A 12,039-nucleotide genomic window follows, 5' to 3' on the forward strand; every position below is an offset into this window, starting at 1 on the left:
AAGCCTCGCTATGAACGTCGTCTGATGAGAGGCCTGTATCGACTCCTGACGCGGTGGTGGACCGCATTCGCGCTCGTGGCGTCGCTGGCGCTGCTGGGCTTCGCCCACCTGTCTGAGACGATCTGGGACATCTCGCCCTGCAACCTCTGCCTCAAGGCGCGCGAGGTCTACTGGGGCGCGGTCGTCGTCGCCCTGCTCGCCACCGTCTGGCATCTGGTCAGCCGCGGCAGCCGCGGCACGCCGCGCATCGCCGCCTTCCTGCTGGCCGTGATCTTCGCCACCGGAACCATCACCGCCGTCTTCCACATGGGCGGCGAGTTGAAATGGTGGGACCTGCCCGCGACCTGCGCCGCGGGCGGCCGCGTCGATCTGGAAAGCATGACCGCGCTGGCGCTGGGCACCGGACCCGCCCCCCGGGCGGTCATGTGCGACGCCGTGACGTGGACCTTCCTGGGCCTCAGCATGGCAGGATGGAACGCGCTGATCTCCGCCGCATTGGCCGGGTTCAGCCTTCTCGCCGCCAAGAGGCCCAAGGATGCCCGCGCCCCGCGATCCTGATCCGATGCCCGGCTCCCCCGAGGGCGACCGTCGCATTCCCCTGCCCCGTCCCGGCCGCGGCGCCAGCAAGCGCCGCCGTGACGAGATCCTGCGTGTCGACCATGCGGGCGAATACGCCGCCGTCCACATCTACCGCGCCCAGCACGCCGTCTTCGCGGGCCGCGCGGGCAAGGCGGCCATCGCCGCCGACATGGAGGAGATGCGTGGGCAGGAGCAGGTCCATCTGGAGCGCTTCCAGGCCCTGCTGAAGGCCGAGAACGTGCGCCCCACGGTGATGACCCCGGTCTGGCGCCTGGCCGCCCTGGCGCTCGGCGCCGGCACCGCCCTGATCGGCGAGAAGGCGGCCCATGCCTGCACCGAGGCGGTCGAGAGCGTGATCGAGGAACACTACGCCGACCAGATCGCCGAAATTCAGGATCGCGACCCGGCGCTGGCCGCCGAGCTGACCAAATTCCGCGAGGAAGAGTTGGCCCACCACGACCACGCCGTCGAGCACGGCAGCCGCGAGGCTCCGGCCTACGAGCTGCTCAGCGCGATGATCAAGGCGGGCTGCCGGGTGGCGATCAAGGTGTCCGAGAGGGTCTGATCGCCTCGAGTTGATTTATCACCTTGGGCAGGCATTACTCGCGCCCAAGGTCATCAATCAGCATGGTGCGTTTGGTCATGGTTTTTGCATCGGTCGTTCTGGCGTTCGCGATCACGGCGCAGGCTCCCCAGGTCCCCGCATCGTCAGGGGTCGATGCGACCCAAGCCACGAATGCCCAAGCGCCGGCCGCCGGGACCTCCGGCGCCGCCTCGGCCCCGAACAACGATGCCGAGATCGTCTGTCGCAACGAGGCGGTGACCGGTCGTCGTGTCCAGACCCGGGTCTGCCGCAGTCGCGCGCAGATGCGAGCCGAGGCCGCCGCGGGCCAGGACGCCCTGCGGCGGGCGCAGGACAGCCATCGTAGAACCCAAGGCGAATAGGTTCGGCGACGTCAGATCTGGCGACGTTCGGACTGCGTCAACGCGAGCCCTGGCCCCGATGATCTAGTGCGCGACGTCGAACGCCAGCAATAGCGTCCGCTGAGCCGGGTTAGAATTGTCGTCGGACAGGATGTACAGGCGCGTCCCGCCATCGCGGGCGACGGCGGCGATCCCTTCGAAATTGTCGGTCGTGCCGGGCAGTTTCAGTTCGACCAGAACCGGGCCGAGCGCGCCGTCTTCGGCCATGCGGCGGACGCGGGCGCGGGCGTCCAGCGGCGGCCGGTATGAGCGCTGGACGATGACAAAGCCCTGACCCGCCGGATCGCGGTCCATGCCGGTGGTCCGGTAGTCGCCGTCGGTCGGCGGCGTCGCGGGCGGAGGCGTCACGACGCGGCAGGCTTCTGGGCGGCAATCCCAGACGCCGCCGTTCTCGGCCGAGACCCTCCAGCCGTCGTCACGGGCGACCGAGATCCCCTCCATGCCGTCGTTCAGCGGCAGCGCCACGTCCGGGCGACGCACCGGCGTCGGCATGGCGCGCGGGGCGTCGGCGGAGCCGTAGTCCCAGATGCGGTGATTGCGCTCGAAGCTGATGAACAGGTCGCCGCCGTCGGTGACCAGCAGGCCCTCGGCGTCCCCATCGGCCTTGTCGACGATGGGCGCGCCGTCCAACAGGGTCAGGCGGCGGTAGCGCAAGCCCGAGACGCCGGTCAGCCGTCCCCGGGCGTCCAGCACCAGGCGGCCGCGCACCAGGTCGCCCGCGTCGGTGATGCTGACGAAGCCCCCATCGCCCTGAGCGTCGCCGGTCAGCTTCAGATCGGACAGGCTGTGCAACGGAGAGGTCGCGTCCAGCACCAGCTCGACCCCGCCGGCGAAGCGGACGCCGTCAGCGAGGCGGGCGCCGCCGGGCAGGCCCAGGCCGATGGGCCGCGTAGAGGCCGCTCCGGTCGTCCAGCCCGCGACCGGCGTGAGCGGCGGCGTCACCGAAACCGCGCCGGCGCAGGCGGCCAGGGTCACGGCCGCGAGCGCGGGCAGCAGGCGGCGCAGCATGGTCATGCGGCCTTCTTCCGGCGACCGGTCGGCGCTTCGGCCTTGGCCTCGAACAATTCGGCCAGCTTCTCGATCATCGCCCCGCCCAGCTGTTCGACGTCGACGATGGTCAGGGCGCGGCGATACCAGCGGGTCACGTCGTGGCCGATGCCGATGGCCAGCAGCTCGACCGGCGAGCGGGTCTCGATCTGCTCGATCACCTGTCGCAGGTGCTTGTCCAGATACAGGGCCGCGTTGGCCGACTGGGTCGAGTCGTCGACCGGCGAGCCGTCCGAGATGACCATCAGGATCTGGCGCGCCTCGGGCCGGGCCATCAGCCGGTCGTGAGCCCACAGCAGGGCCTCGCCGTCGATGTTCTCCTTCAGCAGGCCTTCGCGCATCATCAGGCCGAGGTTCTTCTTGGCCCGCCGCCAGGGGGCGTCCGCCGACTTGTAGATGATGTGGCGCAGGTCGTTCAGGCGGCCCGGCATCGCCGGCTTGCCCGCCGTGATCCAGGCCTCACGGCTCTGGCCGCCCTTCCAGGCTCGGGTGGTGAAGCCCAGGATCTCGACCTTGACCCCGCAGCGCTCCAGCGTCCGCGCCAGGATGTCGGCGCACACCGCCGCGACCATGATCGGCCGCCCGCGCATCGAGCCGGAATTATCCAGCAGCAGGGTCACCACCGTGTCGCGGAATGGACTCTCGCTCTCGGCCTTGAAGCTGAGCGGGCTGGTCGGGTCGGTGATGATCCGGGTCAGGCGGGCGGTGTCCAGCACCCCCTCTTCCAGGTCGAAATGCCAGCTGCGGTTCTGCTGCGCCATCAGGCGGCGCTGCAGCTTGTTGGCCAGCCGGGCGACGACCGAGCTCAGCGCCGTCAGCTGGGCGTCCAGCAGGCCGCGCAGGCGTTCCAGTTCATTGGGGTCGCACAGGTCGGCGGCGTCGATGATCTCGTCGAAGGCGGTGGTGAAAACCCGATAGGCGTCGATCGCCCGGCCGTCGTCCATCGTCTGCTGGCGGTTGGGCAGGGCGCCTTCGTTCAGGTCGGGGCCATCCTCGGAGGCCTCGCCGTTCGGGTCGGCGGGTGAGCCGTCCGGGCGGGCGTCGCGCTCGTCGCTGGCGGTCTGGTCGTCGGTGGAGCCGTCCATCGACTGGCCCTCGCCGCCGCCGGCGTCATCCTCTTCCTCGTCCTCGGAATCGGCGGCGTCCGGGTCCTGCGGGTCCGGCTCCTCATTGCCCGGATCATCCGAGACGTCGTCGCCGCGCCCGTCGCCCGGGTCCATGTCCAGCGCCTTGAGCACGTCGCGCAGCCGCTCGGCGAAGGCCGTCTGGTCGCCCGCGACCTCGGTCAGGGCGTCGATCTTGCGGCCCGCCTTGTTCTCCAGCTCGGTGCGGACCAGGTCCAGCAGGGCCCCGGCGCCGTCCGGGGCGCGCTGGCCGGTCAGGCGCTCGCGCACCAGCAGGGCCACGGCCTCGGCCACCGGGACGCGCTCGGCGTCCGTCACGCGCAGGGCGCCGCTCTTCTCCAGCCGGGTCAGCAGGGCCGAGTTCATATTGGCCCGCACGCCGGCCAGCGACTGCGAGCCGACGGCCTCGACGCGGGCCTGTTCGACGGCCTCGAACACCTCGGCCGCGCGGCTGTCGGCGGGGCGCAGGCGGGCATGGACGCCCTCATCATGATTGGCTAGCCGCAAGGCCAGCCGGTCGGCCTGTCCGCGCAGGGCGGCGCTCTCGGGCGCGCCCGGATCGCGCGGCGGATGCGGCAGAGTCAGCACGCCGTTGGCCAGCTTGGGCCCGTCCGAGCCGAACACGACCTCCAGCTCCGATTGCTCGGCCAGGGCCCGCGCCGCGTGGGCGAGGGCGCGCTTGAACAGGTCTGAGGGGGTCTCGGCGGCGGCCATGGACCGGAGATAGCGGGTTCCCGATGGGGGGAGAAGGGGTGAGGCGAGCCGGATCGCCTGTCGAAAGCTTAACTTGCCGGGGCAAGCGAGCGTCTGATCTTACGCCCTCCCAGTTGGAGCGTTGCATGAAGTCCCTGATCGCCGCCGCAGCAGCCCTGCTGTTCTCCGTGACCGCCGCCGGCGGTGTCCAGGCGAAACCGTCCGACGAGGCCGTCGTCGAGGCTCTGGCGCGGACCATGGACGGCTATGTGCGCAACCGTGACTTCAACGGCGTGGTGCTGGTCGCCCGCGACGGACAGGTGCTCCTGCGCCAGGGCTATGGAACGGCGTCCATAGAGGCGGGGACGCCGAACTCGCCTGACGGTGTCTTCCGCGTGGGATCGTTGACCAAGCCGCTGACGGCGGTGCTGACCCTCAAGCTGGTGGAGGAGGGCCGGCTGGCGCTGGACGGAACCCTGGCCCGATACCTGCCGGACCAGTACGCGGGGACGTCGGCGGCGAACGTGACGATCGAGCAGCTTCTGGCCCACACGTCGGGGCTGAAGGACGTTCCGGGCAACTACAACGACCCATGGTGGCGAACGACCGCGCGCCAGTCGTTCACCCCGCAGGCGTACATGCAGGCCTGGATCCCCGGCGAGCTCACGTCGGCGTCGGGCGAAAGGCGCTACAACAACAACGGCTACTATCTGCTGGGTGTGATCATCGAGGCGGTCACCGGCCAGACCTACGCCGAGGCCCTGCGAGACCGGGTGCTGGCTCCGGCGGGGATGGACCACAGTGGCCTCTTCACCGCGACCCTGGCTCAGCCGGGGCTGGCCGCCGGCTATACCCGCGCGAGCAACGGCCGGATGGAGCGGCCGATGTACATTGATCCTTCGGTCTCCTATGCGGCCGCGGGCGCCTACACCTCGGCGGATGATCTGTTGCGTTTCAACCAGGCGCTGGATGACGGGCGTCTGCTGGGGCCCGCCATGCGCGCCGAGATGTTCCGCCCCCGGGGGGCTGACTACGCTCTGGGCTGGAACGTCGCCGAATGGCCGACCGCGTCCGGGACGAAGACCCCTATCCAGATGCATACCGGCAGCGTGCCGGGCTACCAGACCTATCTGATCCGCTCCGAAGCGGATCGCGGCGTGATCATCATTCTGAACAATTTCTGGCAGGGACAGACGGTCGTGCAGCTGGGCCGGGACCTCTACGACGTCCTGCAGGGCGCGGCGGCGCGCACGCCCAAACGTCTGCTGACCGAATTGATCACGCCCATCGCCCTCACCGGGGACCTGCAGGCCATGGATGCGGCCTGGCGCGCCGCGCCGCGCGAGGGGACCCAAGCCTATGACGTCAGCGAGGGCGCCCTCAACAGCCTCGGCTACGCCCTGAAGCGCAGCGATCGCCTGCCGCAGGCGATCCGGGTGTTCGAATGGAATGTGGAGGCGAACCCGACATCGGCCAATGTGCACGACAGCCTGGGAGAGGCCTATCTCGCGGCGGGCCGGCGGGATGACGCCCGCGCCAGCTACGGGCGGGCGTTGGCGCTGGATCCGGAAAGCGCTTCGGCCAGGGCTGCGTTGGCCGCCCTGGCCGAATAGGTGTCCTGAAGAGCCGTGGATCAGGCCGCGTTGGCGGCCTTTGCCTTCAGCTTGTCCTGGTGGGCGCGCATGCCTGCGGCGATCAGCTCGGCGGCCTCGCCGGCGTCGCCCCAGCCCTTGACCGTGACCGACTTGCCCTTCTCCAGATCCTTGTAGCGGGTGAAGAAGTGCTCGATCTGCTCGACCAGGATGGCCGGCAGCTGACGGTAGCTGGCGATGTCGGTGTAGTAGGGGTTCAGCTTGTCGACGGGCACGGCCAGGATCTTCTCGTCGCCGCCGGCTTCATCGACCATCTTCAGCACGCCGATCGGGCGCGAGCGGATGACGCAGCCCGGCACGACCGGGGCCGGGTTCAGCACGATCACGTCGCAGGGATCGCCGTCGTCCGACAGGGTGTGCGGGATGAAGCCGTAGTTGCCCGGATAGTACATGGCGGTGTGTAGGAAGCGGTCGACGAACAGCGCGCCCGAGGCCTTGTCCATTTCGTACTTCACCGGCAGACCGCCCTGCGGGATCTCGATGACGACGTTGATGTCCCAGGGCGGGTTCGGGCCGACGGGAATGGCGTCGAGGTTCATGACGGGCTCGTCTATGTTGCATCTGCGAACGGAAGGCCCGGGGTGATAAGCCTCCATGGCGCCCGAAGCAAGGCGCAGGCGTTGTTAAGACCGGCGGTATTCTCAGTCGTGGCTTGAGCGCGCGGGCGATGCGGGCGACTGTGTCGCGGGGCCGCAAGGAACACGCATGACGATCCTGGACTATCTGGCGCTCGGCCTCTTCTTCCTGTGCTGGCTGGGCTACGGCCCCCTGCTCAAGCTGCTGGCGCACCGCACCGGCACCCTGAACGACGACATGGGCATCGTGCGCCGGGTCTGGATGACGGCCATGACCCACCGCGAGATGCGGCTGGTCGACAGCCAGCTGATGGGTCACTCCATCAACTCCGCCAGCTTCTTCGCCTCGACCAACCTGCTGCTGATCGCGGCCGTCGCGGGCATTCTGTTCGGCGGCCAGACGGCGCTGGACGGCTTCGCCTCGATCGGCGCCGAGGCCGTGCCGACCCGGGTGCTCGAGGCCAAGCTGGCGCTGGTGCTCATCTGTCTGGTGCGCGGCCTGCTGGATTTCATCTGGGCTCTGCGCCAGATGAACTACACCCTGGCCCTGATCGGCGCCGCGCCGGAAATCCACACCGAGGCGGATCGCATCGCCCTGGGCGCGGCGGCCACGGACCTTCTGAACCCGGCGCTGAACACCTTCAGCCAGGGCGTGCGGGGCTATTATTTCGCGCTGGCGGCCGCGGCCTGGCTGTTCGGGCCGGTATGGCTGGCGGCCGGGGTGGCGGCGGCCTTCTGCCTGCTGGTCTGGCGTCAGTCCGGCTCGCCCGCCGCCCGGGCCATCCGCAGCGCGCGTCGGCTGCTCGAGCCCTGACTTTTTCGGATACGGCCATGCTCGTTCGCAGCCGCGTTGTCCGCGGGGCGATTTTCTCCACTGAAAACGGTTACCTTGCGGAAATGCGACAGAAGTGTGCCGTTACACGGCGTTACCGCAGGCGCGAAATACCCGCTTGACCATTTGTGCACTGCACACTAGCTTGGTTTTCGACGCCGCGAGGCGTCATGCCCTTCCTGGGCGTTTCCTCCCTATAGACTTTATATGCCGCGCCCTCGGGCGCGGCTTTTTTTATGTCCCGAGACCTGCCTGGCCGCCGGCCATGGCGGCGATGACGCGCGCCACGCCCTTTTCCGTGCGCGACCAGCCGATCCCGGGCTGGCGTTCCATCTCGTTGAAATACAGGGCGCGGTTCAGTTCGACCTGGACAGCGTGGAAGCCCTCATCGGGCCGGCCCCAGCTCTGGGTGGTCCAGCCGCCGGCGTAGGGGTGGTTCAGCGCCACCCGCCAGCCCAGCGCCTCGAACGCCGTCCGCAGCCGCCGCGTCAGCTCCGCCGAACAGGACGAGCCGTGGCGGTCGCCCAGCACCACGTCCGGACCGCGCGGTCCTCCGGGAGCGCGGGTGGCCCGCTCGGGCATGGAGTGCCAGTCGATCAGCACCGCTTCGCCGAACCGGTCGCGGGCCGCGTGCATCTCGGCGGCGAGCGCCGCGTGCCAGGGGGCGTGCACCATCGCCAGTCGCGCCCGGGCCTCGTCCAGCGTCAGGCGCCGCGCATAGAGGGGGCGCCCGTCCCCCGTCAGCCGGGGAATGACGCCGTACCCCGCCGTCGACCGCGGAGAGGCGGGATGCCCCAGTCCCTCGATCAGCTGGGGGTCGAGATCCGCGGGGTCCCGGTTCAGGTCGACATAGGCCCGGCCCAGCCGCGCCAGCACCAGGGTCGCGCCATGGGTGGGGCCGGGCGCGATCAGCCGGTCGACCAGGGCGTCCTCGGCGCTGCGAACACTGGCCTCGGACAGGACCGGGTCGGCGTTCAGGTCGTCGGGATACAGGGCGCCCGAGTGAGGCGAGGCGAAGATCAGTCGTCCGGGCGTGGCGGGGCGCACGACCGTGACCGCCGTCTGCTCCTCCCGCGTCTCGCCCGCATTCACCGTCGTCATCGCAAACCGCATAGCCTGTTTCGTGGCTTCATCCACAGACGGGACGTCTCCCTGCGGCTCGCCCTTACGGCGTTTTTCATGGCGGGTTTACCAGTGCGGGCCTAGCCTCGGGATTCAAGACGATCCGGGGCGGACGACGAAACACCAATGGCGCGCATCCTTCTGGCTGAAGACGACAATTCGCTTCGCGGCTTCCTGACCCGCGCGCTGCAGCGCGCCGGCCATGAGGTCGTCGACTGCGAGAACGGCGACGACGCCATCGACGCCCTCGACCAGGGCCCGTGGGACCTGCTGTTGACCGATATCGTTATGCCCGGCGCCGACGGCATCGAGGTGGCCCGCGTCGCCGCCGCCCGCCAGCCCGGCATCCGCATCATGTTCATCACCGGCTTCGCCGCCGTGGCCCTGTCCGCCGCCCAGGCCAGCCCACAGGCCAAGGTCCTGGCCAAGCCCGTCCACCTGCGCGATCTGGTGGGCGAGGTTGAGCGCATGGTCGCCGCCTGAAGAAACCTCGCGGTTTCACCCTTGCGGTCCGCGCGGCCGTCGGGTTATAGACCGCGCCTTCCCGCCCGGGGGGCTTGCTCCCAGGGCCGTCAAGGCGGACGCGTAGCTCAGCGGGAGAGCACTACGTTGACATCGTAGGGGTCACAGGTTCAATCCCTGTCGCGTCCACCATTTCTTTCAATGAGTTGAGAGACTTCCGCCCCGGCTTCGCATGTTCGCGCGAGGCCGGTTTTCGGCCATGCGTTGTTCTCGGCGGTTGCGTGTTCGCGGCATACGGGTCAATCTGGCTGAACGCGGATCGCCGGGGGAAAATGCGTCATGCAGGTCATGAAGACCGAGGAGTTCGCGCCGCGCGCCAACGAGACCTTCGACCTGTCGCTGGGCGAAACCAGCATGACCCTGACCCTGGTCGAGGTTCAGCCGCTACCCGCCCACGCCTATCCCGGCCAGATGCGTCAACCCTTCTCCCTGCTCTTTCGCAGCGGCTCGCCGGTGGTCATGCCCCAGAGCGTCTATCGCCTGACCAACGCCAGCCTCGGCGCGCTCGACATCTTCCTCACCCCCGTGGCCCGGGATGCGGAGGGGATCGTCTACCAGGCGGTGTTCAACTAACGCCCGACGTCGCGCCGCGGATGCAGGCGCTGCGGCCTCAGGGCCGCCACTCCATCCGCCAATGAGTCGGGCCGCGTTCGACGACTTTGAAGCCCAGCCGTTCATAGAGGCGCGCCGCCGCGACATTGTGGGCCTCCACGTGAAGCCAGGTCTTGGGCAGGCCGGATCGACGGGTCTGGATCTGCACCTGGCGCAGCAGCGCTGTCCCCAACCCCCGACCGCGCCACGCCTGCAGCAGGCTGATGTCCACCACCAGCCGGCCTTCGGCGGAATCGTGCAGATACAGCCGCCCGATGGGCTGGTTCGCCGCCTCGACGATCTGAATGTCGCCGCCGGCGAAATGAATGTTGAAATGATCGCTCTGCAGCGCGAACTGGCTGTCCAGGAAGGCCCGGCTCTGGGCCTCCGGCCAGCCGGCCAGGGCTATTTCGTCGGCGCGGACGTCGCCGAAGAGCATGCGCTGGAATTCGTGGTCGTCGGGCGTTGCGGGCCGCAGGGTCAGGCCCTGGCCCGCCCACCGCGGCGGGGCCGGCAGGAGAGGCGTCATGACACGGTCAATGACGCCCGGGCCGACCGTCGTCCAGTCCGTCTAGCCGAACGACGGGAAGGCCCCCTCCAGGGCGATGCAATAGGTCAGGGCCAGGAACGGCTGCCGGTTCTCGTGCGGCTGGTTCTGGCCCGACGGCTGGATCACCGCCGGCGACAGAGTGGTGTTGTAGGTCGGATTGGCCAGGAAACACTGGGTCGCGCCCGGCGCCGACAGGCCGGCCCCGGACGTCGGAGCCGCGCTGCGGTTGGCCGATCCCCCGTAGCTGGTCATTGAGTGGTTGTGGCCCGGAAGGTTGTCGACCGTCAGGGTGACGCCGTTTGACCCGAAATTCTCGCCGACCGTACGCGGGGTCAGGCCCGGGCCGGAGCCCTGGTTGCAGGGCGCGCGGTTCATCAGGTTCGGCAGGGCGAAATTGGTCGTGCCGTTGCCGCCGTACTGAATGCCGATCAGGGAATAGAGGGCGGGGTTCTGCTGGACCGGCACCAGCGCGCCGTTACAGAACGCCCAGCCGCGCGGATTGAAGTTGAAGCCGAAGATCTGAACTTCGCCAAGGAACGGTTCGGTCATGGTCGGCTCCGTCTCAGCTCTGTGAAGGGAAGATGCCGAACAGCGAGATGCAGATCGACAGCGTCAGGGTCGGCATGAGGTTGTCGTGCGCGACGTTGTTTCCGGTAAGCGCCAGCTCGTTGGCCGCCAGGGCCACGGGCGTCGCGCCGGCCAGGTCGGTGATGTACATGGTGTCGCCGCCGGTCACGGCGGCGGGCGCCAGGGTCGGTCCGGGCGGCAGGGCCGTGGCGGTCGAGGTGCCGGCCAGCATGATGTGGTTGTGCGCCGGCATCTGCAGCTGGTTCAGGGTGACGCCCTCGGTTCCGCTCATCTGACCGGCGACATAGGCCGACAGGCCGGGGCCCCGGCCCCAGTGGATCGGCACGCGGCCGCGCAGATCGGGCACCGCGAAGCTGTTGACCCCGTTGCCGCCGTAGGTCGTGCCCAGCAGGGTGTAGAGGGTCTCGTACTCCGCGATCGACAGCAGGCTGCCGTCACAGGCGTGCCAGCCGTTGGGAATGCGCGGGAACCCGAAGATACGGATCTCGCCGATGTAAGGCGTGCTCATGATGCGCTCCTGGCGAGGTTCTGATCAGCTGCGCGAAGGGAAGATGCCGGTCAGGGCGACCTGGAAACTGATCGTCTCATACGGCTGGATATTCGGGTGCGGCGAGGTGCCGCCCGTGATGCCGACCGTCGTCGGCGACAACGGCTGCGGCGGCGACGGCGAACCGTAGACCGGCTGGCCCGCCACGGCCGAGGCCGCGAAGCCGCCGTTGACCTGGCTGCGGCCGCCGCCGTTGGTCGTGGTGGCCTGCGCCATGTGGGTGTGCGACGGCATCTGGGTCAGCAGCACGGTCACGTTCTCCGCGCCGGCGACCATGCCGATGGGGTAGGGCGCCGGCTGCCAGCCCGGATCGACGGAGTTGCCGTAGCCCACGGGCGTGCGGCTCTGCAGGTTCGGCAGGGCGAAGTTGGTGGTGCCGTTGCCGCCGTAGTAGGTGCCCAGCAGCGAGAACAGCGCGGCGTTCTGCTGAACGGGCAGAAGTTGCCCGTTGCAGAGCGCGAAGCCCTTCGAGCCGAAGGCCCAGCCGGTCATCATGACCTGGCCCAGATAGTATTCCGCCATCTCTCCCCCCTGCAGTGTCCGCGCCGCGTTAATCGCGGGAGCGGAATGGCTCAGCTGTCAGGCGAGAACCATGGACCGCCACAACCGCAACTGCAAAGAGAATTTCTCAGT

The 12,039-nt window shown here is 69.0% G+C and carries 15 protein-coding genes and 1 tRNA gene; 8 read left to right on the plus strand and 8 right to left on the minus strand.

What is annotated here, in order from left to right; translation table 11 throughout:
- Positions 1–24 precede the first annotated feature (24 nt).
- The 3 genes from AC1RRF_RS11850 to AC1RRF_RS11860 all read left to right on the plus strand — a co-directional run bounded on the left by AC1RRF_RS11850 (position 25) and on the right by AC1RRF_RS11860 (position 1,524).
- Complete coding sequence (locus AC1RRF_RS11850) at positions 25–558, plus strand: disulfide bond formation protein B (RefSeq protein WP_492834722.1); 534 nt, start codon at positions 25–27, stop codon at positions 556–558.
- A complete protein-coding gene (locus AC1RRF_RS11855) occupies positions 536–1,144 on the plus strand; it encodes a demethoxyubiquinone hydroxylase family protein (RefSeq protein ID WP_492834724.1) in 609 nt (202 codons plus the stop codon). Before AC1RRF_RS11850 ends, AC1RRF_RS11855 begins: the two co-directional genes overlap by 23 nt.
- Before the next feature lie 77 nt (positions 1,145–1,221).
- Positions 1,222–1,524: a hypothetical protein gene (locus tag AC1RRF_RS11860; protein WP_492834725.1), complete on the plus strand. Its 303-nt coding sequence runs from the start codon at positions 1,222–1,224 to the stop codon at positions 1,522–1,524.
- A gap of 63 nt (positions 1,525–1,587) precedes the next feature.
- On the opposite strand, the gene AC1RRF_RS11865 is transcribed toward AC1RRF_RS11860, so the two are convergent.
- Positions 1,588–2,577 carry an esterase-like activity of phytase family protein gene (locus AC1RRF_RS11865; RefSeq protein WP_492834727.1) on the minus strand — a complete coding sequence of 330 codons (990 nt, stop codon included), beginning with the start codon at positions 2,575–2,577 and terminating at the stop codon, positions 1,588–1,590.
- A complete protein-coding gene (gene cobT, locus AC1RRF_RS11870) occupies positions 2,574–4,448 on the minus strand; it encodes a cobaltochelatase subunit CobT (protein ID WP_492834729.1) in 1,875 nt (624 codons plus the stop codon). The genes AC1RRF_RS11865 and cobT overlap by 4 nt, the downstream gene beginning before the upstream one ends.
- 125 nt (positions 4,449–4,573) lie before the next feature.
- Here cobT and AC1RRF_RS11875 point away from each other — a divergent pair, with 125 nt between their 5' ends.
- The gene (locus AC1RRF_RS11875; RefSeq protein WP_492834731.1) at positions 4,574–6,040 is read left to right on the plus strand and encodes a serine hydrolase; all 1,467 of its coding nucleotides are present in this window, start codon (positions 4,574–4,576) and stop codon (positions 6,038–6,040) included.
- Positions 6,041–6,060: 20 nt separating this feature from the next.
- Here the strand turns inward: AC1RRF_RS11875 and ppa are convergent, their stop codons facing one another.
- Positions 6,061–6,618, minus strand: coding sequence for an inorganic diphosphatase (ppa, locus tag AC1RRF_RS11880; protein ID WP_291835585.1), 558 nt, complete (start codon positions 6,616–6,618; stop codon positions 6,061–6,063).
- 166 nt (positions 6,619–6,784) lie between these two features.
- On the opposite strand from ppa, the gene AC1RRF_RS11885 reads away from it, so the two are divergent.
- Positions 6,785–7,468 (plus strand): DUF599 domain-containing protein, encoded by a 684-nt coding sequence (locus tag AC1RRF_RS11885; protein WP_492834733.1) that lies wholly within the window; start codon positions 6,785–6,787, stop codon positions 7,466–7,468.
- 252 nt (positions 7,469–7,720) lie between these two features.
- Here the strand turns inward: AC1RRF_RS11885 and AC1RRF_RS11890 are convergent, their stop codons facing one another.
- A complete protein-coding gene (locus tag AC1RRF_RS11890; RefSeq protein WP_492834735.1) occupies positions 7,721–8,587 on the minus strand; it encodes an N-formylglutamate amidohydrolase in 867 nt (288 codons plus the stop codon).
- A gap of 147 nt (positions 8,588–8,734) precedes the next feature.
- On the opposite strand from AC1RRF_RS11890, the gene cpdR reads away from it, so the two are divergent.
- The 3 genes from cpdR (at position 8,735) to AC1RRF_RS11905 (ending at position 9,703) form a co-directional block, all read left to right on the plus strand.
- Positions 8,735–9,091, plus strand: coding sequence for a cell cycle two-component system response regulator CpdR (cpdR, locus tag AC1RRF_RS11895; RefSeq protein WP_492834737.1), 357 nt, complete (start codon positions 8,735–8,737; stop codon positions 9,089–9,091).
- A 96-nt stretch (positions 9,092–9,187) separates the two neighbouring features.
- A tRNA-Val gene (locus tag AC1RRF_RS11900) sits at positions 9,188–9,262 on the plus strand.
- A gap of 147 nt (positions 9,263–9,409) precedes the next feature.
- Positions 9,410–9,703, plus strand: coding sequence for a DUF6916 family protein (locus tag AC1RRF_RS11905; protein ID WP_492834739.1), 294 nt, complete (start codon positions 9,410–9,412; stop codon positions 9,701–9,703).
- A gap of 37 nt (positions 9,704–9,740) precedes the next feature.
- Here the strand turns inward: AC1RRF_RS11905 and AC1RRF_RS11910 are convergent, their stop codons facing one another.
- From AC1RRF_RS11910 to AC1RRF_RS11925, 4 genes are read right to left on the minus strand one after another with little or no spacing between them, the layout of a single operon-like run.
- Positions 9,741–10,250 carry a GNAT family N-acetyltransferase gene (locus AC1RRF_RS11910; protein ID WP_492834741.1) on the minus strand — a complete coding sequence of 170 codons (510 nt, stop codon included), beginning with the start codon at positions 10,248–10,250 and terminating at the stop codon, positions 9,741–9,743.
- Positions 10,251–10,292: 42 nt separating this feature from the next.
- Positions 10,293–10,820 (minus strand): phage tail protein, encoded by a 528-nt coding sequence (locus AC1RRF_RS11915; protein ID WP_492834743.1) that lies wholly within the window; start codon positions 10,818–10,820, stop codon positions 10,293–10,295.
- A gap of 13 nt (positions 10,821–10,833) precedes the next feature.
- The gene (locus AC1RRF_RS11920) at positions 10,834–11,367 is read right to left on the minus strand and encodes a phage tail protein (protein WP_492834745.1); all 534 of its coding nucleotides are present in this window, start codon (positions 11,365–11,367) and stop codon (positions 10,834–10,836) included.
- Positions 11,368–11,391: 24 nt separating this feature from the next.
- Positions 11,392–11,928, minus strand: a complete 537-nt coding sequence (locus AC1RRF_RS11925) for a phage tail protein (protein WP_492834747.1) — start codon at positions 11,926–11,928, stop codon at positions 11,392–11,394.
- Between the last annotated feature and the right edge of the window lie 111 nt (positions 11,929–12,039).

This window comes from Brevundimonas sp. GW821-FHT12C05, from assembly GCF_058807475.1.